Annotated in this window: 18 protein-coding genes and 1 tRNA gene; 8 read left to right on the top strand and 11 right to left on the bottom strand. The window is 64.8% G+C overall.

Features of this window, described 5'->3' with window-relative positions; translation table 11 throughout:
* Positions 1-57: 57 nt before the first annotated feature.
* The 4 genes from phaZ to F562_RS0106580 are packed head-to-tail and all read right to left on the bottom strand — an operon-like array spanning position 58 to position 5,243.
* Positions 58-870, bottom strand: a complete 813-nt coding sequence (gene phaZ / locus F562_RS0106595; RefSeq protein WP_018156148.1) for a poly(3-hydroxyalkanoate) depolymerase — start codon at positions 868-870, stop codon at positions 58-60.
* Positions 867-2,054, bottom strand: coding sequence for an acyl-CoA dehydrogenase family protein (locus F562_RS0106590; protein WP_018156147.1), 1,188 nt, complete (start codon positions 2,052-2,054; stop codon positions 867-869). The genes phaZ and F562_RS0106590 overlap by 4 nt, the downstream gene beginning before the upstream one ends.
* A gap of 6 nt (positions 2,055-2,060) precedes the next feature.
* The gene (locus tag F562_RS0106585; protein WP_018156146.1) at positions 2,061-3,743 is read right to left on the bottom strand and encodes a PHA/PHB synthase family protein; all 1,683 of its coding nucleotides are present in this window, start codon (positions 3,741-3,743) and stop codon (positions 2,061-2,063) included.
* The gene (locus tag F562_RS0106580; RefSeq protein ID WP_018156145.1) at positions 3,744-5,243 is read right to left on the bottom strand and encodes a long-chain-fatty-acid--CoA ligase; all 1,500 of its coding nucleotides are present in this window, start codon (positions 5,241-5,243) and stop codon (positions 3,744-3,746) included.
* A gap of 129 nt (positions 5,244-5,372) precedes the next feature.
* On the opposite strand from F562_RS0106580, the gene F562_RS18315 reads away from it, so the two are divergent.
* A complete protein-coding gene (locus F562_RS18315; protein WP_018156144.1) occupies positions 5,373-6,557 on the top strand; it encodes a PucR family transcriptional regulator in 1,185 nt (394 codons plus the stop codon).
* 23 nt (positions 6,558-6,580) lie between these two features.
* Here F562_RS18315 and F562_RS0106570 read toward each other — a convergent pair whose 3' ends face one another.
* The 4 genes from F562_RS0106570 to F562_RS0106555 all read right to left on the bottom strand — a co-directional run bounded on the left by F562_RS0106570 (position 6,581) and on the right by F562_RS0106555 (position 10,958).
* Positions 6,581-7,933 carry a M14 family zinc carboxypeptidase gene (locus F562_RS0106570; protein WP_018156143.1) on the bottom strand — a complete coding sequence of 451 codons (1,353 nt, stop codon included), beginning with the start codon at positions 7,931-7,933 and terminating at the stop codon, positions 6,581-6,583.
* Between the two features lie 355 nt (positions 7,934-8,288).
* Positions 8,289-8,373: transfer RNA gene (locus tag F562_RS0106565), tRNA-Leu, on the bottom strand.
* Positions 8,374-8,467: 94 nt separating this feature from the next.
* Positions 8,468-9,505: an NADP-dependent oxidoreductase gene (locus F562_RS0106560; protein ID WP_018156142.1), complete on the bottom strand. Its 1,038-nt coding sequence runs from the start codon at positions 9,503-9,505 to the stop codon at positions 8,468-8,470.
* A 76-nt stretch (positions 9,506-9,581) separates the two neighbouring features.
* Positions 9,582-10,958 (bottom strand): M20/M25/M40 family metallo-hydrolase, encoded by a 1,377-nt coding sequence (locus tag F562_RS0106555; protein WP_018156141.1) that lies wholly within the window; start codon positions 10,956-10,958, stop codon positions 9,582-9,584.
* A gap of 108 nt (positions 10,959-11,066) precedes the next feature.
* Here F562_RS0106555 and F562_RS0106550 point away from each other — a divergent pair, with 108 nt between their 5' ends.
* A complete protein-coding gene (locus tag F562_RS0106550; RefSeq protein WP_018156140.1) occupies positions 11,067-12,410 on the top strand; it encodes a M20/M25/M40 family metallo-hydrolase in 1,344 nt (447 codons plus the stop codon).
* Positions 12,411-12,416: 6 nt separating this feature from the next.
* On the opposite strand, the gene F562_RS0106545 is transcribed toward F562_RS0106550, so the two are convergent.
* On the bottom strand, positions 12,417-12,611 hold the full coding sequence (locus tag F562_RS0106545; RefSeq protein ID WP_018156139.1) for a DUF5703 family protein: 195 nt from the start codon (positions 12,609-12,611) through the stop codon (positions 12,417-12,419).
* Positions 12,612-12,679: 68 nt separating this feature from the next.
* Here F562_RS0106545 and F562_RS20750 point away from each other — a divergent pair, with 68 nt between their 5' ends.
* Positions 12,680-13,009 carry a hypothetical protein gene (locus tag F562_RS20750; protein ID WP_026181059.1) on the top strand — a complete coding sequence of 110 codons (330 nt, stop codon included), beginning with the start codon at positions 12,680-12,682 and terminating at the stop codon, positions 13,007-13,009.
* A gap of 15 nt (positions 13,010-13,024) precedes the next feature.
* Here F562_RS20750 and F562_RS0106535 read toward each other — a convergent pair whose 3' ends face one another.
* Both F562_RS0106535 and F562_RS0106530 read right to left on the bottom strand, forming a co-directional pair.
* Positions 13,025-13,945, bottom strand: coding sequence for an aldo/keto reductase (locus F562_RS0106535; protein ID WP_018156137.1), 921 nt, complete (start codon positions 13,943-13,945; stop codon positions 13,025-13,027).
* A gap of 30 nt (positions 13,946-13,975) precedes the next feature.
* A complete protein-coding gene (locus tag F562_RS0106530; RefSeq protein ID WP_018156136.1) occupies positions 13,976-14,971 on the bottom strand; it encodes a magnesium and cobalt transport protein CorA in 996 nt (331 codons plus the stop codon).
* A gap of 60 nt (positions 14,972-15,031) precedes the next feature.
* Here F562_RS0106530 and F562_RS0106525 point away from each other — a divergent pair, with 60 nt between their 5' ends.
* Genes F562_RS0106525 through F562_RS0106505 form a run of 5 tightly spaced genes read left to right on the top strand, consistent with a single transcriptional unit; the run spans position 15,032 to position 19,796 of the window.
* Complete coding sequence (locus F562_RS0106525) at positions 15,032-15,754, top strand: MSMEG_4193 family putative phosphomutase (protein ID WP_018156135.1); 723 nt, start codon at positions 15,032-15,034, stop codon at positions 15,752-15,754.
* Positions 15,755-15,763: 9 nt separating this feature from the next.
* Positions 15,764-16,303, top strand: coding sequence for a DUF3090 domain-containing protein (locus tag F562_RS0106520; RefSeq protein ID WP_018156134.1), 540 nt, complete (start codon positions 15,764-15,766; stop codon positions 16,301-16,303).
* A gap of 11 nt (positions 16,304-16,314) precedes the next feature.
* Positions 16,315-17,085 carry an SCO1664 family protein gene (locus F562_RS0106515; protein WP_018156133.1) on the top strand — a complete coding sequence of 257 codons (771 nt, stop codon included), beginning with the start codon at positions 16,315-16,317 and terminating at the stop codon, positions 17,083-17,085.
* A gap of 43 nt (positions 17,086-17,128) precedes the next feature.
* Positions 17,129-18,385, top strand: a complete 1,257-nt coding sequence (mshC, locus tag F562_RS0106510; RefSeq protein WP_018156132.1) for a cysteine--1-D-myo-inosityl 2-amino-2-deoxy-alpha-D-glucopyranoside ligase — start codon at positions 17,129-17,131, stop codon at positions 18,383-18,385.
* A 19-nt stretch (positions 18,386-18,404) separates the two neighbouring features.
* On the top strand, positions 18,405-19,796 hold the full coding sequence (locus tag F562_RS0106505; protein ID WP_018156131.1) for a glycosyltransferase family 39 protein: 1,392 nt from the start codon (positions 18,405-18,407) through the stop codon (positions 19,794-19,796).
* Positions 19,797-20,224: the final 428 nt, after the last annotated feature.

Raw genomic sequence — 20,224 nt, 5'->3', positions numbered from 1 at the left:
TCCAGCGAGGATCATAACGGACCCCCACCGTCGGCCGGAAATCTGGCACCGGGTGTGTTATGGGGCCTCGAGGAACTCGTTGACCCGTGGTCCGAGCAGCTCAGCTTGAGTGACCAGACCCAGATGACCGTCGTCGTAGACGTGCAACGTCGAGCGGGGGATCAGGCGCTTCATGATCTTGGCGTTGGCCAGGGGAATCAACGGATCATCCGATCCCGCCAGAATCAGGACCCGCTGGCGGAGGAACGGAAGGCCCGGCAGGCTAGTCCAGCCAGCGCCCGCGAGCAGTTGGTAGAGGTATCCCCGCTGGGACCCCACACGTGAGCCGTCATGCAAGAAGCGAGCCGCATCTTCAGGCCGCCCCCGCAAACTTCCGCCATACAACTGTGCCGCAACCGAGGCGGCGTAGGTCGCGTCACGGTAGCGACGTGGGGTGATCATTGCGGCCAGAACCTTAGGCCCAGCCGGAACCATGATCGAACCAGTCGCGGTTGCCACGAGTACGGCACGGCGAACGCGTCGGGGATTCTGGAAGGCCAACTGCTGAGCCAGCCCGCCACCCCAGGAGATGCCCAGGACATCGAAGGTGTCGTATCCGAGCTCGTCCATCATCTTGCCGACGAAGCACGCCAGCGTCGGGAAGGTGTACGGCGTGGAGGGGAGCGGCGAACCGCCCACGCCGGGAACATCGAAGGACACGACCTCGAGGCTGGGGTCTAGGCGGCGTACGAAAGGCTGGAGCAACTCCAGGCTGGCGCCGATGCCGTTGCACAGGAGCAGCGGCGGACGCTCGCCTGACCCGGGGCGCACCGAAACCCGAACTTCCTGGCGGCCGACCCGAACCTGCTGGAGTTTCGATGCCGTCTTCACGCGAAGGCGCCGACGTTGGTGATCTCTCGTCCGACGATCAGGGTTTGCATGCTCTCCGTGCCTTCGTAGGTGTGTAGGGCTTCCATGTCGGCCATGTGCCGCATGATGTGGAAGTCCAGCAGAATACCGTTGCCTCCGAGCAGATCCCGGCCGGTCGCGATGACCTCGCGGGCCTTGCGCGTGTTGTTCATCTTTGCCAGTGCCGCGATGGTGTCGGTCAACTGTCCTTGCTCGATCAGTCTCCCGAGACGTAGGCAGTACAGCTGCATCGAGCACACCTCGGCCAGCATCTGGACCAGCCGCTCCTGCACCATCTGGAAAGAAACCAACGGCTTGCCGAACTGTTCGCGCTCCAGGCAGTAGTCGAGCGCGATGTCGTAGGCCGACACGGCATGTCCGAGGGCTGCCCAGGCCACGGTGTTGCGGGTTCCGGCCAAGACACGCCCGGCATCCTTGAACGACTGTGCCTCCGGGAGACGGTCGCTCTCGGGCACCTTGAGGTCGGTCAGCGTGATCTCGGCCTGCCAGACCGAGCGCAGGGACGCCTTGCCGTCGATGCGGCGGGCGTCGTAGCCCTGCGCGTTGGCCGTATCGATCAGAAAGCCTTTGACCTTGCCGTCTTCGGTGTCACGGGCCCACAGCACGACGACATCGGCGATGGTGGCGTTGCCGATCCACTTTTTCTGGCCGTTGAGGATCCAGGTGTCGCCCTCACGGCGGGCGGAAGTTTCCAAGGCGACCGAATCTGAACCATGGTTGGGCTCGGTGAGCGCAAACGCGCCGATGGCCTCCAAGGTCGCCATCCGAGGTAGCCAGCGCTCCTTCTGCTCCTCGGAGCCGAGCATGGCAATGGACTGCATCGCTAGGCCAGCTTGGACGCCGAGGAAGGTGCCGAGGCTGCCGTCACCACGGTTGAGCTCCATGTGGATCAGTCCCGCGGCGATGGGACTCATCGGCGGACAGCCGTAGCCCTCGATGCCATCGCCCACGAGCCCGAGGTCACCCAACCGCATGGCCAACTCGCGAGGGAACTCAGCGCGTTCCCAGTGCTCGCCGATCACGGGGATGACCTCATCGTCGACGAAGTGCCGGGTCCGATTCCAGTAGTCGAGCTCTTCGTCCGTCAACTGGTCGCCGATCTGGAAATAGTCAGTGCCGCGGGAGCGACCGATGTTGTCGAACATGGAGCCTCACTTATCGAAAACGTAGGTGCCGGGCGCGTCGACCAGGGGCGGGAATTCCTCAGACCCCAGGGTCTCCGGTGCCTTCACATGCTTGCCGCTGCGCTTGTCGAGCCAGGTGGCGGCGTCGGTCCACCAGGTGCCTTTGGTGATCTCGGCGACCTCGAACCACTCGGATGCGGCCGGCGGATTCTTCTCCGCGACCCGGTAGGTCGACTTGGGGTTGCCAGGTGGGTTGACGAGTGCGGCGATGTGGCCGCTGGTGGACAACACGAAGCGGCTTTTTCCGCCGAACAGCTGGGTGGTCTGGTAGCAGGCCTCCCACGGGGTGATGTGGTCGGCGATGCCCGCGACGATGTAGGCATCGACCTCGATTTTCGAGAGATCGATGGGCACGCCCTTGACGACCAACTCACCCGGGCGAGTGATGGCGTTCTCCAAGGAGAGGTCGACAAAGTCAGCGTGCAACCCAGCGGTCATGCGCGTCGTGTCAGAGTTCCAGTACAAGATGTCGAACGCGGGCGGTCGCTTCCCGAGCAGGTAGTTATTGACCCAGTAGTTCCAGATCAGGTCTCCGGGCCGCAGCCACGCGAAGATCTCCGCGAGGGCTCGCCCGTCGAGGTAACCCTGGCGCCGCGAGTTTGCTTTCGCCTGCTCGGCCATCTTGGGGGAGGTCAATGAGCCGGTGGTGCCGAAGTTGCTGCTGTCGATCACCGTCACCGCAAGGACCATGGCTTTGATCCGACTGATCTGGCCGACACCCGCAAGGTAGGCGGCCGTGATGCTCGCGAGGATCCCGCCGGAGCAGATCCCACCAAGCACCGTGGAGGTACTCCCGGTGATCCGCTCGACCGTGCTAAGGCCTTCAAGGATCGCGTCGACATAGGTCGCGAAATCCCAATTGCGGTGTCGGGCATCAGGATTGCGCCACGAAAGGACAAACGTCTGCTGACCCTGTCGGACCGCGTGCTCGACCAGGCTGCGATCTGGTGCCAGGTCGATCGCATAGAACTTGTTGATCGTCGGCGGCACGATCATCAACGGCACCTCGGAGACCTTGGCGGTCTGCGGGGTGTACTGGATCAGTTCGAAGACATCGGTACGCAGGACGACTGCCCCTGGCGTCGCAGCAATGTTCTCGCCGAGTCGGTAGCCGCTGGGGTCGACCATCTCGGGAATACGCGGTGCGGACGCCAGGTCCCGGACCAACTGGCCGCCGCCACGCAGCAAGTTGAGTCCACCCGTGTCGATCGCGGCCTTTGCAGAGGCCGGATTGACGAGGGGGACATTGCTCGGCGCCATGGCCTCGACCACATTGTCGACGAAGAACTTCACGCGGTTCAGGTCGTCCTGGTCGAGGTTCGCGTCGTCGATGAGTTGATTGGCGGTTTTGCCGCTGGCCAGATAGGTCTGGACCAGCCGGCGTAGGAGCGGGTTCTGCTCCCATGCCTGGTCGGCGAAGCGGCGGTCCTTTGGGTGCGGGGTGACTTCGGAGTCACCGACTGCGATCTTGGCAAACTCCGCACCGAGGCTGGTCAATCGCGCGGCGGTCGAATGGGGCTTACGCGCCAGTGCGGTCGCCCAGCGTGTGGTCGAGGAGTTTGGAAGGAACCTGCGGATGGTGCCGGTCGCGGCGCCGACGAGCAAAGCGTCGAGCGGCGCCGCTTGATCGGCGATCTGCTGGTCGGTCATTTACGCATCCTTCTGGGTTTCTGGCAGTGTGATCTCGCGCTTGAGGATCTTGCCGGTCGGGCCCTTGGGAAGTTCGTCGACGACCCAGACAACACGCGGATACTTGTAGGCCGCGACCCGCTCCTTGACGAACTCACGGACCTCGTCCTCGGTGGCGCTTTCGCCGGCACGGAACGCCACTGCGGCGCCGACCTCTTCGCCGAGGCTGTCGTGCGGAATGCCGACCACGGCGGCCTCAGCAATCGCGGGGTGCTCGTAGAGCACCTCTTCAATCTCTCGCGGGTAGACGTTGTAGCCGCCACGAATGACCAAGTCCTTCTTGCGGTCAACCACGAAGTAGTAGCCGTCCTCATCGACGATGCCGATGTCGCCCGTACGGAACCAGCCATCCTCGGAGAGCACCTCGGCCGTTGCCTCAGCGCGCCCGCGGTAGCCCTTCATGATGTTGTGGCCTTTCACCGCGATCTCGCCACGCTCGCCCTGCGCGACGACCTCGCCGTTGTCATCGACAATCCGCATCTCGACGTCTTGCAGCGGAGTGCCGATTGATCCGGCCTTGCGCTCCAGGTGCGGGTGGTTGAAGGAAGCCACGGGCGAGGTTTCTGAGAGCCCGTAGCCTTCGAGGATTTTGCACCCGAAGGCCTCTTCGAATCGACGCAGCACCTCGACCGGAAGAGAGGCGCCACCGGAGGCACACTGGCGCAGGTTGGGGAGCGCGGGAGCATCAGAGACACCGAGCATGGCGGCGTACATCGTGGGAACGCCAGCAAAGATCGTGGTCTTCTGTGCGGCCATGGTCTGCAGGGCCTCGGTGGGCTCGAAGCGGGGGAGCAGGACCAGGGTGGCACCCGCAGCCATGCCTGCGTTGAGCGTGACGGTTTGTCCGAAGGCGTGGAACAGCGGCAGGCCACCAAGAATGATGTCCTCATCGGTCAGGGTGATCACGGTGTCGCGCACGATCTCCGCGTTACGTCCGAGGTTTGAGTGGGTGAGCTCGGCTCCCTTGGGGCGGCCGGTCGTACCCGAGGTGTAAAGCAGCACTGCGGTGTCGCTGGGGTCGCGGTCGACCATGCCGGTGGCGGGCTCATGGTCTTGAAGGACAGAGGCGAACTCGCCAGGGACGACTTCGACGACCGTGGCGCCGGTCTGTTCGGCGCCTTCCTTGGCCTCGGCAATAAACGTGTTGGCGGAGAAGAGAATGCGCGCGTCGGAGTCCTCGAGGAAGTACGCCACCTCGCGCCCCTTCAGGAGCGGGTTCATCGGGATGACGACGCCACCCGCGCGCAGGATGCCGTAATAAATCGCGGCGAACTCTGGAACGTTGGGCAGGGTCATGCCCACCGAGTCGCCCGGCTTGTGACCAAGTGTCCCGAGCAACGTGGCGACGCGCGCCGTCGCCTCGTCCAGTTCGGCGTAGGACTGCGTGAACTCACCCAGTCGGAGCGCGGGATGGTCGGGGCGCTTCTGCGCTGAGGAGGTGACAAACTCTGCAACGTTCATGGGTTTCCTACTTTCTCCGGAGCCTGAGGTACTAAGCCTCTCCTGTGACGCGCGATCTCGCATGGGATTCGGGCACCTAATTCCTACTGAACCGATTGTGCACGTGCACAGCGCCGCTATCGTCCAACGATGGATGACGTCGACGTCAAGAGGGCCCTGCGGGACGTGAGCACAGGCTTGTTGCCCAGGGTTCAGGAGTTAGGCGAGGCGATGGCCGAGCGAGTCCGCTGCGAGGTCCGGCTCTATCGAGAGTCCGATGTAGTGCCTCCAGATCGTTTGCTGGTTTCCTGCGTCGACAACTTCCGGTATGTCCTTGGCGGTCTGGCGGGGACCGCCGTGCTCGCACCGGATGTACCCCGGGCGGTGGGTCGCGAGCGGGCTGAACAAGGCGTGCCGTATGCGGCCGTCCTGCAGGCATACCGGGTGGGAGGACGCTTTATCTGGGAGGTGTTGGTCGAGCACGCACCCGCCGAGGCGCGCGAGTTGGTGTTGCGAGGCGCGGCCGAAATCTGGTCGGTCACCGATGAGTTGCAAGGCGAAGTCACCGACGCCTACCGGGCGACGTTGGTCGAGCGCGCCCGGCACGACACCCAAGTACGGTCGGCGCACCTCGCGACCCTGCTCGATGGCGATAGTTCGCTGGTCGACCAATTACTCGAGTCGGTCACCGTCCTTGACCTCCCGCGGCACGCCGAATATGCGGTGGTTGCGGCTCAATGCCGAGCGCCCGGCCAGGAGGCGCTGCCGGGAATTGAGGAGCTGCTGCGCCGTCGCCAGGTGGCCTCCGCATGGCGGGTTGAACGCGACATGCAGGACGGAGTTGTCGCGCTACGCAAAGGATTTGGCCTGGAGCAACTGGTCTCCTACCTCTCCGAGGTGAGTCAAGACCGAGTCGGGGTCAGCCAGCCTTTTGAGCGGATGGCCGATGCCCACGCGGCGCGTCGACAGGCACGTACGGCCTCGCTGGCGGCGACACCCCACAGCGCCGATGTGGTGTGTTTTGACGCCGAGCCGTTGGCGGTGTTGCTCGCCGGCTCCTCAGAAGCGGCGGAGTCCATGGCGCGCCAAGTATTGGGCGGTGTACTGGCGTTGCGTGAGGACGATCGGGCGATGTTGTTGGAGACCGCTCGGGTGTGGCTTGCCGTCGCGGGGTCGACCTCCGCCGCAGCCGAGAGCCTGCACGTGCATCGCAACACGGTGGGCTATCGGCTGCGGCGGCTCCACGAAATCACCGGACGCGACCTCGCACAGCCCGTACCGGCGGCCGAGGTGCACGTGGCTTTGGAAGCCGTCCGAGTGCTCGGCCTGGCCTAGCGAGCGCTAGGCCAGGCCAGTCCTCAGCAGGACTTCATGGGCGTTCCGTCGACCAATTTGAACTCGTAGCGGCCATCGAGGAGTTGGGGAATGAGGCCACGTTGTGCTTGCGCCATCGAGACCATGCGGTCAGCTCCGACCTTGCTCGAGGCAATGCCGTGCAGCGCCAGCGGCTTCTTGACTTTGGCGAACTGCTCAGCCGTGAGGCGGTATCCACACATCGGTGCGGGTTCGACCAGCTTGGATTCGGTCGGGACCATGTCGTCCTGGCCGCCGAAGTAGATGATGCCTTTCTGGTCGGCACCCATTTTCTGCTGACGCGTCTCGGCACCTGCCGTGACTTTGATCAGGTCTTTTCGATTTTCCTGCACGAGCTGCAGTGACCCCACGGCGCTGAACAGGTTGACGTCAACCCGACGGCGATTGAGGAGGTTCGGGTCGGCCTTCTCTTCCGGTGTCAGCGCGTTGGCTGCCGTCTCGCTGAGCATGCCGACGACATTGACCAACCCTGCGTAGTTTCGCAGGATTCGGGCCTGGGAGTCCCCAGCAACCTGCAGGTACGGCTTGCCGTCGCGGACCAACTGACCGTAGACACCCGAGGTGTAGCCCTGGGATACGACCTGAGCGCTGGCATAGTTCTGGCTCATCTTCTTGGCATAGCGGTAGACGCCTTGATCGGTATTGCGGTTTCGCGGCCACAGGTGAAGCAGGTCGGTGTCGTAGTCCGGGCGGGCGCCATACTCATGCAGGTCGTTGAGGATGTCCGGCTTCCAATCACGGATGGTTTTCAGAACGGCCTGGGTCTCCGGCTGTTCGGCAGCCATGTAGTCGCGGTTGAGGTCCGCTCCTGTGGCATTACCGCGAGTGTTGGCCACCCATCCGTCGGGATTGGCGTGCAGGAACAGCACGGTGGTCGTCTTCAGAAAACGAGTCACCGCAGGGTCCTTGCTGAGCGCCAGGTCACGCGCAAGTTTCAGACAGGACTCGCGACCGGATGGTTCGTTGCCGTGGATGGAGCACACCACCATTGCCGTCGAACCTTTGACCGCTTTGGCGGCGTCCTGCGGGGCGGGATGCCCGACGGCGACCCGTTGGATCTTCCGGCCCTGGGTCGAGGTGCCGACGTTCGTGACGCTCACGCGGTCAGTCGAGGCCGCGAGTTGACGGTTGAACGTGAGGGACTGCTCGTAGGTCGTCCACTTCGCTCCGTCGGAGTCTTCGAAGGGCGTGGTCAGCGAGTCGGACGTTTTGGCCAGCGCTCTGGCTAGCCCCTTCTCATCATTGGAGGGCTCGGAATGCGCTGGGTAGAGCGAGAGCGAGCCGACCGTCACAAGGGCAGCGGCGGATACGCCGACCACACGGTTGAAGTGCTTCATCTGGAGACACCTTCTGGGAGTTGGGTGACGCAAGGGGAGCGGCGGTCGCGAATGTTGACGATGATCGCGACCACTGATGTTGAGGGTATGGCCGGGGCTGACACCGTTGGCCGAATAGCGCCCCTTAATCTGCCGCGGCCCACTTCGCGGTCGAGCGCCCTCCGCCGGTCGAGCACCTACCTAAGGTCGGTCGAGCACTCCTTAACGTCGGTCGAGCTTGTCGAGACCACTTGCGGGGCCTCGACACGGCTCGCGCTGGGGCGCTCGCCTGCTCGACCGGCGTTGGGTGGGGTCTCGACACGGCTCGGCCGGCGACAAACGCAGAATGCCCCGGAGATCCGGGGCATTCGCTTTGTGTCCGGAGGGGGACTTGAACCCCCAAGGGCCTCTGGCCCACTAGCACCTCAAGCTAGCGCGTCTACCAATTCCGCCACCCGGACGAGGTGGCGCCGAGTGGACTGGGAAGTCCGCCGCGGCGACGCCAGACATTAACACGCAGGGCGTCCCTGATCCCAAATCGAGGGGCCTGTCGGACTACTCGCTGACGCGCACCACGAGCTTGCCGAAGTTGCGCCCCTTGAGGAGTCCGCGGAAAGCCTCGATCGCCTGGTCCAGTCCGTCGACGATGTCCTCGCGGTACTGAACGCTTCCGTCGGCAATCCACCCGGTCATATCCCGAAGAAAGTCTGGTGTTTGTTCGGCCGCAAACTCCGTCTGAATGAACCCGCGCACAAGCAAGCTCTTGCTCAGGATCGCCCCCATCAGGGCGGGTGCACGGTTCGGTCCCTCAGGAAGGGAAGTGGCGTTGTATCCGGCAACGAGTCCACACACCGGCACCCGCGCAAAGGGATTCAGCCGGGGGAGTACCGCGTCCCAGACCGCCCCGCCGACATTTTCGAAGTAGACATCGATGCCTCCGGGCACTGCTTCCTTGAGGTCGTCGGCGAAGGTCTCTGAGCGGTGATCGAGCGCGACATCGAAGCCGAGTTCTTTGGCATAGGCGACCTTGTCGGGCCCGCCCGCAATGCCGACAGTCCGCGCGCCTTTGAGCCGGGCGATCTGGCCAACGGCAGAGCCGACGGGGCCGGTCGCGGCGGCGACGGCAACAGTCTCGCCAGGCTGCGGTCGTCCGATGTTGCGAAGCCCGGCGTAGGCGGTGAAGCCGGGCATTCCGAGGACACCGAGCGCGGTGCTGACCGGAACGCCAGCACCAGGGTCGATACGCCGCAGGTGCGCGACCTTTTCGACCGAGTGACTTTGCCAGCCGCCGTAGCCGAGGACGATGTCTCCCTCACTTACGGCGTCCGAGGCTGTCCGAAGCACCCGCGAAACGGTGGCGCCCACCATGACAGCACCAATCTCCACCGGCGCCGCGTAGGACTTCGCGTCGCTCATCCGTCCCCGCATGTAGGGGTCGAGCGAGAGATAAAGCGTCTGGAGCAGCGCTTCCCCGTCGGCGGGCTCGGGGAGTTCGACGTGCTCGGTACGGAAGTTGTCGTCGGTCGGCTCTCCGTGGGGGCGGGAGGCCAGGACGATGCGCGTTGATGTGGTCACCTGCCCAGACTGCCCCATCGGGAGAGCGCCGTTGGAGGTGGCCCGTCGCCGACAGGATGCTCGCGGTGGCGACCCGCCGCGAGCATCCTGACCGTCAGGACTTGGTTGCCGCCAGCGCGTATGCCGCGGTACCGATGAGCTCCATCGACACGGTGAGTCGCTCGACCGAGATGTTGTCGCGGATGGTGTCGTCTGCTGAGTGGTACTCCGGCTCCAACAGCGACGGGGCTTCCACTCCGCGCCAGGAGAAGTTGCCGCTGGCGACCCCGACCTCCTGGAACGATTGGTGATCGCTGGAGCCGCGCTCGGTGACATCGCTCATGCGCTTGGCGTACCCGAGTCGTTTGCCGGCCGCGAGCACCTGCTCGTTGACCGGATTGGCCTTGCCGTCATAGGACAGGACCCAGTACTTCTCGGCCTCTTCCCAGCTGGTGCCCACCATGTCGTTCTGGAAAACCCCGGCGATGTTGTCCCGATCGTTCTGGTTCAGCGAGTCCACATAGTCACGCGAACCCACCAGACCGATTTCTTCGGCACCCCACAGCGCGAACTGCAGGTCGTGGAAGTGCGGCATCTTGTGCAGCACGCGAGCCAGTTCCAACGTCAGCACCGTGCCAGAGCCGTCGTCGTTGGCGCCCCGGGCGCCGATGACCGAGTCGTAATGAGCACTGATCATGACCTTCTTGCGCGCGCGCTTGGGGCCTGAACCAGGGCTCGTCGCGATGACGTTGCGCGAGGTGATGACTTTGTGCGCAACCGTTTCGATGCTGATGGTGCGCTCGTTTGCGGCGATGCGCTGCAGGTCTTTCGACTGAACCTGGCCGACCGTCAGAACCGGGATCGTGCTGGGCGTCGTGAGGCTGAGGGACGGGGGTCCGCTCTGCCGCGGCGGCGTGGCCGGAGTCGCCAGCACGATCACAGCACGCGCCCGACGCTCCTGGGCAGCGGCGACCACGTCCTTAACCGCAGTTCCGTTGTTGACCAACACGATTCGGTTGTTGAGTTTCGCTGGGAGGTCCGCAACCACGGTGTATGCCTGCGTGAGGCGGCCACGCGCCTCGGCTCCGGTGGGTGCACCGGTCGCGCTTCGGCAGTCCCAGCACAGGTGACTGTCCAACGCTGGCGAGATGATTTTGCCGAGGTTGACGTCAGGCACCGAGAAGGATGGTGTTTCTACGTCGAGACCGAGCTTCTCGAGGCGTCGCTCGAGGTACTTCGCGGCCTGCACCTCACCGGGCGTCCCGGCGTAGCGCTGGCCGATGTCCTCGGTCAGATGAAAGAGCTGATCCAGCGCGCGGCCCGGACGAATGGCCTTGACGATCTGCTGATCAGCCGCGGTCAACTTGGGCGCGCGCACCGCACCCGGACGAGTGGAGCCGCTGGCCCAGGCTTGGCCGGGGATGGCGGCGGTAAAAGCTCCACCTGCGGTCAAGGCAAGAATGGCTCGGCGGGTCAACGGTTGCACAGACATGGGTCTCCTTCGAGTGGCGTTCCTGCGTCGGGTGCCGCAGGTCACGCGTTCGCGAGCCTAGAGCAGCGAGGGCCTGCACGGGGTGGATCGCGTGGCACAGTAGGACCTATGGCTGATACGCGCTCCACGGTTGACCCGGCAACGACGCCCGAGGATGAGGTGGTGCGACTGTGCCAGGACCTCATTGGCATCGACACCAGTAACTATGGCGACGGCAGCGGCCCGGGAGAACGCAAGGCCGCCGAGTACGTCATGGCTGAACTGTCCGAGGTGGGTCTTGACGGCGAGATCTATGAGAGCGAACCGGGTCGGGCGAGCGTGGTGGTCCGTGTGGAGGGCGAGGATTCCGAACGCGGCGCGCTCTGCGTACACGGCCACCTCGATGTGGTTCCGGCGAATGCCGACGACTGGCAGGTCAATCCGTTCGGCGCCGAAATCAAGGACGACATGATCTGGGGCCGGGGCGCGGTCGACATGAAAGACATGGACGCGATGATCCTGGCGTGCCTCAAGGACCTCGCGCGCTCGGGCAAGAAGCCGCCTCGCGACGTGGTGTTCGCGTTCTTCGCCGATGAGGAAGCCGGAGGCGTCTACGGCGCCCGGTGGATGGTGGAAAACCACCCAGAGCTTTTCGCCGGGGTCACGGAGGCGGTCAGCGAGGTCGGTGGCTACAGCGTGACAGTCCCCACCCAAGGGGGCGGACAGCAACGCGCCTATCTCCTGCAGACCGCGGAGAAGGGGATCGCTTGGCTGCGGCTCACGGCCCACGGCCGCGCGGGCCACGGTTCGGTGCCCAACGACGAGAATGCGGTCGTCCGCCTCGCGGCGGCCATCGCGCGCATCGACGCCCATGTCTGGCCGCGTGAATACGTCGCATCGGTGCGCCAGTTGCTCGATGGTTTGTCGGATATCACCGGAATTTCTTATGCCGAGGACGACTGCTCACAACTCATCGCCACGCTTGGTGGCGCTCGCGGATTCGTCGAGGGCACGCTGCAAGACACGGCGAATTTCACGATGCTCGACAGTGGCTACAAGCACAACGTCATCCCGCAGTCGGCGAGTGCTTCGTTGGACTGCCGGTTCCTGCCGGGGCACGAAGCGGATCTGATGCGCATCGTGCAAGAGCTCGCCGGAGAGCACGTGGAGGTCAGCGTTCACCACCGCGATGAGGCGATCGACGCGCCCTTCGAAGGGGCGCTCGTTGAGGTGATGAAGTCGTCCCTGCTCGCCGAAGACCCGGACGCGGCGATCTTGCCCTACTGCCTGTCCGGCGGCACCGACAACAAATCGCTCAGCCAGTTGGGCATTAAAGGCTATGGATTCGCGCCCCTTCGACTCCCGGCGGACCTGGATTTCGCCCCGATGTTCCACGGCATCGATGAGCGAGTCCCGATTGATTCGTTGAAGTTCGGGACGCGGGTTCTCGGCCGTTTTCTGGCCAACTGCTGAGGCGGCCTAGGCGGTACGCCGCACCCGAATGATCTTCCGGCGAAGCCAGACCCGTCGATGGCCGCCGAAGTAAAGCCGGGTTCGATGGAGCTCCCAGTGGCCGTACTCCGCGTGGTCGGTGAGGGCTTGGCGCATGTCCATTCGAGAGATGTTTCGCTGGAAATCCAAGACCCGATATTCGAACTCGACCATGACAGACATTGTGCGATGTCAGGCCTGTGTGTCGAGGGAGGGTGCGTCGGCGTGCTGCAGTTCGCTACGGTTTCGACATGACCGTTGATCCGCGCGCCGCGCTGTCCACTTTGGTGACTGCCCTCGAACGTCACCTGGAAGCCGCAGCCGGGCGACGAGGTGAGAACGACCCCACGGTGGTTGCGGCGTACCGCGACGTCGCTGACGCCTTCGATTCCTACGACGATGCGCTGATGGACGCCTACGGCGAGGTGACCCCGCTGGAGGTGTACGCCGGCGACGAGGACGAGTTGGTCGACGAGGATGACGAGGACGACGACATCGAGTTCGACGACGATGACGACGAGGCCGAGGGCACCTATGCCGGGTTGGACGCCGAGGAATACGACACCGACGACAGCGAGTAAGCGTCGTCGGCTGAGCTAGGAGAACGCGCTGACGTCGTTCAGCGCGTTGGTGACCTGAATCGGCAGCGCATCTGTGGCCGCCTGGGCTGCGGATCGAAGTTGCCCAGGTGTGCGTACCCCCACCACCGCGCTCGCGACCCCATCCCGGTCGAGAACCCATCGCAGGGCAACCTCGGCGGGCGTGAGGTCCAAGCCGTCGGCCGCCGTGCAGACGGCCTCGACAACCGCTCGGCTGTCATCGTCGAGATAGGCGCTCACGTGATCTGGGCGCGAGGCGCCCCTGGAGTCGGCCGGAACGGTATGCCGGTACTTTCCAGTGAGCACGCCCCGCCCAAGGGGCGCGCCGGCCAAGATGCCGGTTCCGAGATAGGTAGCGGCCGGCTGGATCGTCGCCTCGGCGGCGCGGCGAAGCAGGCTGTATTCGACCTGGTCTGCGACCAGGGGCACACGCAGGTTCTCGAGGAGCGAAAAGGCCCGTGCCAATTGCCAGCCGGTGAGTCCGGACACACCGACATAGCGGGCGCGTCCGCTGAGGACCGCAAACTCTAGAGCGCCAAGCGTTTCCTCCAGACGAACCGTCGCGGACCATCCAGGTGCGAGCCACAGGTCAAGGTGGTCGGTTCGCAGCCGGCTAAGCGTGTCATCCAGGTCCCGCAACATGCTGCCGCGGGAGCCAGTCGGTCCCACGGCTCCGGATCCCGCTTGGCATACCAACGTCACATCTCGTCGAGGCACGAGGTCACCCAGCAAACTGCCGAGGGTCTCCTCAGCCTGGTCATCCCCGGCCGTTGTGGCGAACGTCATCCCGTCCGCACCTAGGTAGGTCTCAGCGAGAGTGCGCGCCATGTCGTCATCGACCGTGGTTCCCCAGCCGGCAGTGGACAAGGTCAAGGGGGACACCTGGAGGCCCGATGATCCGACATGGCGCGTACGCATGATGACGAACCTATCGAGGTCGTCGCCGAATCAGAGCCAGCCGCTCCGTTTGAAGGCCCGATAGATTGCGATACATCCGCCGGCCATGACCGCAAGCGCAAGGGGATATCCGTAGTAGAATTCGCGCCCGAAGAGGCCCACGGACGCAGTGAGTTCGGGCATCCCTTCAAAATTCATGCCATAGATCGCGCTGACCATCGTGGGGAGCGCGGCGATCGCGACCCACGCGGAAATCTTGCGCATGTCAGCGTTCTGATTGACCGAGACCTGCGCCAGATGGGCGTTCAGGACATCGCTCAACAGCCGGTCATAAGAGTCGACCCGGTCGACCACGTGGAGCAGATGGTCGTTGACATCGCGAAAGAACGGCACGGCATCGGACGGGACGTGCCTACTACGCATGACGCGGCTGAGTGGTTCGACCAGGGGAGAGGCAGCGCGCCGCATCTCCAGAACTTCCCGCTTGAGCAGGTAGATCTCCGCGACATCGACTTCGGTCGATGGGGAGAACACCTTCTCTTCGAGTTGCTCCAGGTCGTATGCCAACTCCGCGTCGACCCGAACGTACTGATCGACGACGTTGTCCATCACCTTGTGCAACACCGCGATGGGGCCGTGCGCCAACAACTCGGGGGTGTGCTCAAGCGAGTGTCGAATCTGGGAAAGCCCCGAGTGTTCGCCCCGGCGCACTGTCAGAACAAAATGCGGGCCGACGAACAGCATCAGCTCACCGGTCTCGACCTGCGACGTCTCATCGATGTAGACGAGCGTCTTGAGTACGACGAAGACGGTGTCGTCGTAGACCTCAACTTTGGCCCGCTGGTCGCCGGTCAATGCGTCTTCCACGGCGAGCGGGTGGAGCGACAACGCGTCCTGCATGAGCAGGAACTCTTCGGAGTGAGGTTCCTTCACGCCAATCCAGAGAAAGTCCTTCTCAGGGCCGTCGCGAAGTCGGTCCAACTCAGATGCGACGTCCTCACAGGGGCGTCGGGTGCCAGCGCTATAGACGGCCTGATCCACGATCATGCAGACATCGCACCACGGTCGGCGTCGCGAAGCGGGAAGGTTCGGTCGTAAAGTTGCCCTGTGCCCACCGTCCTGTTGATCCGCCATGGTCGGACTACCGCCAATTCCTCTGGTGTCTTGGCCGGCTGGAGCCCGGGCGTCGGTCTTGATGAGACAGGCGTCGAGCACGCTGCACGGCTGGGTCAGAGGCTGCGTACGGTCGCCCTGGCTCGTCTCGTGTCGAGCCCACTGCAGCGCTGCCAAGAGACCGCAGCGCACCTCGCGCAAGATCGCGCGAACGAGGTCGAGACGGACGACGACCTCGGCGAATGTCGCTATGGCGGATGGACCGGGAAGTCGTTGAGCGATCTCGCGAAGGAACCCCTGTGGCGCGTGGTCCAGGACCATCCGTCAGGCGCGACCTTCCCACCGGATGCGACCTATGCCCACGAGTCCCTCGCTCAGATGCAGGCCCGGGCGGTCGCTGCCATCCGGCGGTTGGATCGTGAGGTAGCAGAAGCGCACGGCGAGCACGCGGTATGGGCGGCCGTCTCGCACGGGGATGTCATCAAGGCACTTCTGGCGGACGCCTTTGGCATGCACTTGGATTCCTTTCAGCGCATCGTGGTCAACCCGGCGTCGTTGTCGGTGGTGCGCTACGCGCCGCGGCGAGCGTTCGTCCTGCGCAGCAACGACACCGGTGGCGTGGATGACCTCCTGCCGAGCGAACTGCAGTCGGACTCCAGCGACGCAACACCCGGAGGCTCACCTGGCGCCGACCACGCCACCGCCTCCGACGATTAGGCTCGAACCATGCCGTTGATCGAGTACGTCCGCCCCGAGCGATTCGTCGCAGGAACCGTCGGCCCTCCCGGACAGCGCACCTTCTTCCTCCAAGCGGTCGACGGGCGCCGCGTGACGAGTGTGTCGCTGGAGAAGCAGCAGGTCGAGGCGCTCGCCGAACGCATCAGCGAGCTGCTGGAAGATATGCCAATTCCCGGCACCCAACTCTCCGCACCCGAAGACAACGCACCGCTCAGTACGCCCATCGAGGATGAGTTCCGGGTCAGCACGCTGAGCCTGTCCTGGAATGAGGACGGTCAGGTCGTGGTGGTGGAGGCCTACGACGCGCAGGTTGAGATCGAGCCGGACGAAACCGGTGACGGCATGGTGGAGATCACCCCGGCGGGAACCTCGATTTTGAAGGTCGCACTGGGCATCGGCGGCGCCCGGGAGTTTGTCCGTCGAGCACTCGCCACCGTCGCGCAGGGGCGTCCGCCATGCCCGTTCTGCGGGGGGCCGCTCGATGACTCTGGCCACGTCTGCCCGCGAGCCAACGGCTTCAAACGCTGAGTGCGGCCACCATGCTGGACACCCTGGAGACCGGCGAGATCGAGGTTGAGGGTCGACTTCTTGATGCCTCCAACGTCGCGCTCCGGGTATGGGTCGGCGAGAGCCGAGTCCGAGCCATCTACAAGCCTGTTCGCGGAGAGCGACCACTCTGGGATTTCCCGGATGGGACCTTGGCGGGCCGAGAGCTTGCGACCTACCTCATAGCCCGTGCGGGCGGCTGGCCACATGTGCCAGAAACTGTCCTGCGGGAAGGCCCCCTCGGACCAGGCAGCGTGCAGCGTTGGGTCGGTCCGCTGGACGGTGTCGAGTCTGACCTCATCAGAGTCGATCCGGTGGCTGATCAGCCAGAGGGATACTTGCCGGTCGTCGGAGTTGAACTTGAGGACGGCACGCCCATGGTGGTGTCGCATGCCGATGATGCCCGGCTGGCTGGGCTCGCGGTCCTCGATCTCGTGCTGAACAACACTGATCGCAAGGCAAGCCACCTCATCGAAGACGACCATCAACTGTGGGCTATCGATCACGGCGTCACGCTGCACGCCGAACCGAAGGTGCGCACCGTGCTGTGGGGTTGGGCGGCGGATCCGTTGCCAACGCGAGAAACTGAGAGGTTGTCCCGGCTGTTGGCCGCGTTGGCAGATGGACTCGGGGACGCCCTCGGCGATTTGCTCACCGAGGAGGAAGTCGCGGCGCTCCGGTTGCGCGCCAGGAAACTGCTCGACGGTGGTGTGTTTCCCGTGCCTACCGGAGATCGCTATCCGTTGCCCTGGCCGCTGTGGTGACGCCGCAGGAATATTTGGGCAGCGTCGGACGTAGTCTCTCGACGTGAAGACATGGAACGGACCCGCGCTCCCACAGACCCCCGTTCTGTCGCCGGTGCTGCAGTTACACGACACGGCAAGCGGTACCCGACACGAGGTGCTTGGCCGGGATGGCCTGGTTCGGCTCTATGTCTGTGGCATCACGCCGTACGACGCCACTCACATGGGTCACGCCGCGACGTACCTCACCTTTGACTTGGTGGGCCGTGCCGTACGCGCCAGTGGTCTGGCGGTGCGCTTCGCCCAGAACGTCACAGACGTCGATGATCCGCTGTTTGAGCGCGCGGATCGCGATGGCATCGATTGGCGCGATCTGGGCGCGCGCGAGGTGCAACTGTTCCGCGACGACATGACGGCGCTGCGAGTCATCCCGCCGGATGCCTATGTCGGCGTCGAGGAGTCGATGCCGCGGCACGCGCAACGAGTGGCCGAACTACTCGACAACGGTGCGGCATATACGCTCCCGGTTCCCGATGAGGAAGCCGCCGAGCCTGGCGTACGCGATACCTACCTCGACCTGGCCCGTCAGCCCAGCTTCGGACAGGTCAGCGGGTGGAGTCGTGAGCAGATGCTCGACGTCTTCGCCGAGCGCGGCGGCGACCCGGACCGGCCCGGAAAGCGCGATGTTCTCGACCCGTTGCTGTGGCGCGGGGCGCGGACCGGTGAACCGTCCTGGGACGGCGCGACCGCAGGGCCCGGGCGCCCGGGCTGGCACCTGGAATGTACGACGATCGCGCTCGACGAACTTGACGCCGGATTTGATGTGCAAGGCGGCGGCGATGACCTCATTTTCCCGCACCACGAGATGAGCGCCGTTCAGGCCGCCGCGTTGCCGGGGCGGCCGGCGTTCGCGCAGACCTACGTGCACCAGGCGATGGTGGCCTACGACGGGCACAAGATGAGCAAATCGCTGGGAAACCTGGTGCGGGTGTCCGACTTGCGTGCCGAAGGCATCGACCCCATGGCGGTTCGCCTGGTCCTGCTTGGACAGCACTACCGCACTCCGTGGGAGTGGACCAGTTCTCTCCTGGAGGCCGCCCAAGCACGGTTGGTGGCCTGGCAGGAAGCGCTTCCAGGCTCGGCCGATGCCGAGTTGGTGCGCACCCTGGGAGCGCGCCTCGCCGACGACCTCGACACGCCAGCCGCGGTGGCGGCCGTCGACGCCTGGGTCGCAGCGCACCCGGCAGGTGCCGACGACGGCTCCGGCCACCTGGTCACAGACTCGATTGACGCACTGCTGGGCGTTCAGCTGCGAGGTTGACGCCGGTAAGGTCAGCGCGGTGCGCGCCTTCCGAACTGAGCAATGGGTGCTCTGGGCTCCCGCATTCGGTGCCGCCCTCCTGGTCAGCTTTGCCCCTCGGCCCGGTACATGGTTCGACGAAGCAGCAACTATCAGCGCTACGTCGCGCTCGTGGGGCGAGTTATATCGCTTGGCGAATCAACACGACCGTGCGCTCGTGGGGTACTACGCGGCAACCAAGGCGACAGCAGACGGTTTGGGACTCGATTCGCTGACGGCAGGACGGCTCGTCTCAGCAGTGGCGCTCGTAGTTGCCACTGCTGTCGTGACCACAATTGCCAACCGGTTGTGGGGGCGACGCGCGGCCTTCGTCGCGGGCCTTGTCGTGGCCATCCTCCCGGCGTCGGCGGCGTCCGCGGTCAACGCTCGCCCTGAAGCCGTGTCCGTTCTGCTACTTGCGGTGTACTTCTACGCAGCGCTGACCACCCGTCCCGTCCTTCAGGTGACCTCGGCAGTAGCCGCGTGCCTGTGCTACGCCTTGAACGTCCTTTACCTGCCCCTCGCGTTGGCGGTGCCGATCCTGGCACGCAGGCGGGTGGCCTCGGCCGAGGCCGCGCTCGCGGGGGGCCTCAGCGTTGCGGGTGGAGCCTGGCTGCTGTTTTGCGAGAAGCAGAAAGGCCAAGTCGGCTGGATACACACCAACGCCGCCGTCGATGCCCTGGCCTCTTTTCTCCGCGTCGGCGTCAGCGCCCCCATCTCAAGCAGCTATCAGGCCGTGACCATCGCGACGAGCGTAGCGCTCGGCGTTGTGCTCACAGTGTGCGCTGCCGGCCTGCTGGTGCGGGCCAACACGAGACTCGTGGGTGGGACGTTGCTGCTCATGTGGGTGCTCGCGCCGCTTGCGACAAGTGCCGCGGTCCTCGCGGGGATTGACGTCTTCGCGGAGCGCTATTTCTCGCCTTCCGTGATCCCGATGAGTTTGCTGGTCGGCTTCGTGGCCGCGCGGTCGGGATTGCCGCGGGCGGCCCGGACGATCGTGCTGGGGTGCGTTGTGGCGTTGTCGGTGCCGTCTTTCTTGTCGGCCCGGGCGAGTGATGGCCACTGGGGCGAAAATCTCACAGTCCACGAGAGGGCGGTCCACGATGCTGGCCCACGTCGGGTGGCGTTCGCCAAGCCGACGGGCAGGGCGGTGCTGTTCGCCTCAGGGAGGCTGGACCAGCAGTGGTCGCAGGAAACGTGGTGGGCAGCAGCACGCCGAGGCGGCGACTTGTGGGGACCTGAGCGAGCGGGTGGGCAGCCAACGAGCGTCGTCGTTGTCGACACCTCGAAAGGTGCCCACTTGAGGTCGGTGCCGGGATGCAACTTCGCGAAGGTACGAACCCTGCACCAAGGGGCGCGATTTACGACTCTTCAGGTCACCTGTCGGCCGTAGGAAGCCCACGGGTGGTCTCGACAAGCTCGACCGGCGTTGGGTGAGCAGGGCGGGGCGTTCTTCACGTTGGTCGAGCCGGGCGAGGCGTGAGCCGAGGCCGTGTCGAGGCCCTTGGTGGGTGGTCTCGACGGGGTGGATCACTGCGTTCCCACCTGCTCGACCGGCGTTGGTCTCGACAAGCTCGACCGGCGTTGGTCGAGCCGGGCGAGGCGTTAGCCGAGGCCGTGTCGAGGCCTTGGTGAGTGGTCTCGACAGGGTGGATCACTGCGTTCCCACCTGCTCGACCGGCGTTGGTCTCGACAAGCTCGACCGGCGTTGGTCGAGCCGGGCGAGGCGTGAGCCGAGGCCGTGTCGAGGCCCGTGCTGGGTGGTCTCGACAGGGTGGATCACTGCGTTCCCACCTGCTCGACCGGCGTGTGCTCGATCGG

The organism is Demetria terragena DSM 11295 (assembly GCF_000376825.1).
Taxonomy (GTDB): Bacteria; Actinomycetota; Actinomycetes; order Actinomycetales; family Dermatophilaceae; genus Demetria; species Demetria terragena.
The sequence above is the reverse complement of the archived record's forward strand: the minus strand, read 5'-3'. Positions and strand labels throughout refer to the sequence as shown.

What these genes read in the sequence shown, in the direction of transcription:
- F562_RS18315 (WP_018156144.1), top strand. Translation starts at nt 5,373, where the DNA reads ATGGATGACGTCGACGTCAAGAGGGCCCTGCGGGACGTGAGCACAGGC.
- F562_RS0106585 (WP_018156146.1), bottom strand. Translation starts at nt 3,743, where the DNA reads ATGACCGACCAGCAGATCGCCGATCAAGCGGCGCCGCTCGACGCTTTG.
- F562_RS0106550 (WP_018156140.1), top strand. Translation starts at nt 11,067, where the DNA reads ATGGCTGATACGCGCTCCACGGTTGACCCGGCAACGACGCCCGAGGAT.
- F562_RS0106590 (WP_018156147.1), bottom strand. Translation starts at nt 2,054, where the DNA reads ATGTTCGACAACATCGGTCGCTCCCGCGGCACTGACTATTTCCAGATC.
- F562_RS0106530 (WP_018156136.1), bottom strand. Translation starts at nt 14,971, where the DNA reads ATGATCGTGGATCAGGCCGTCTATAGCGCTGGCACCCGACGCCCCTGT.
- F562_RS0106520 (WP_018156134.1), top strand. Translation starts at nt 15,764, where the DNA reads ATGCCGTTGATCGAGTACGTCCGCCCCGAGCGATTCGTCGCAGGAACC.
- F562_RS20750 (WP_026181059.1), top strand. Translation starts at nt 12,680, where the DNA reads ATGACCGTTGATCCGCGCGCCGCGCTGTCCACTTTGGTGACTGCCCTC.
- F562_RS0106580 (WP_018156145.1), bottom strand. Translation starts at nt 5,243, where the DNA reads ATGAACGTTGCAGAGTTTGTCACCTCCTCAGCGCAGAAGCGCCCCGAC.
- F562_RS0106555 (WP_018156141.1), bottom strand. Translation starts at nt 10,958, where the DNA reads ATGTCTGTGCAACCGTTGACCCGCCGAGCCATTCTTGCCTTGACCGCA.
- F562_RS0106545 (WP_018156139.1), bottom strand. Translation starts at nt 12,611, where the DNA reads ATGTCTGTCATGGTCGAGTTCGAATATCGGGTCTTGGATTTCCAGCGA.
- F562_RS0106515 (WP_018156133.1), top strand. Translation starts at nt 16,315, where the DNA reads ATGCTGGACACCCTGGAGACCGGCGAGATCGAGGTTGAGGGTCGACTT.
- F562_RS0106560 (WP_018156142.1), bottom strand. Translation starts at nt 9,505, where the DNA reads ATGGGGCAGTCTGGGCAGGTGACCACATCAACGCGCATCGTCCTGGCC.
- F562_RS0106570 (WP_018156143.1), bottom strand. Translation starts at nt 7,933, where the DNA reads ATGAAGCACTTCAACCGTGTGGTCGGCGTATCCGCCGCTGCCCTTGTG.
- F562_RS0106535 (WP_018156137.1), bottom strand. Translation starts at nt 13,945, where the DNA reads ATGCGTACGCGCCATGTCGGATCATCGGGCCTCCAGGTGTCCCCCTTG.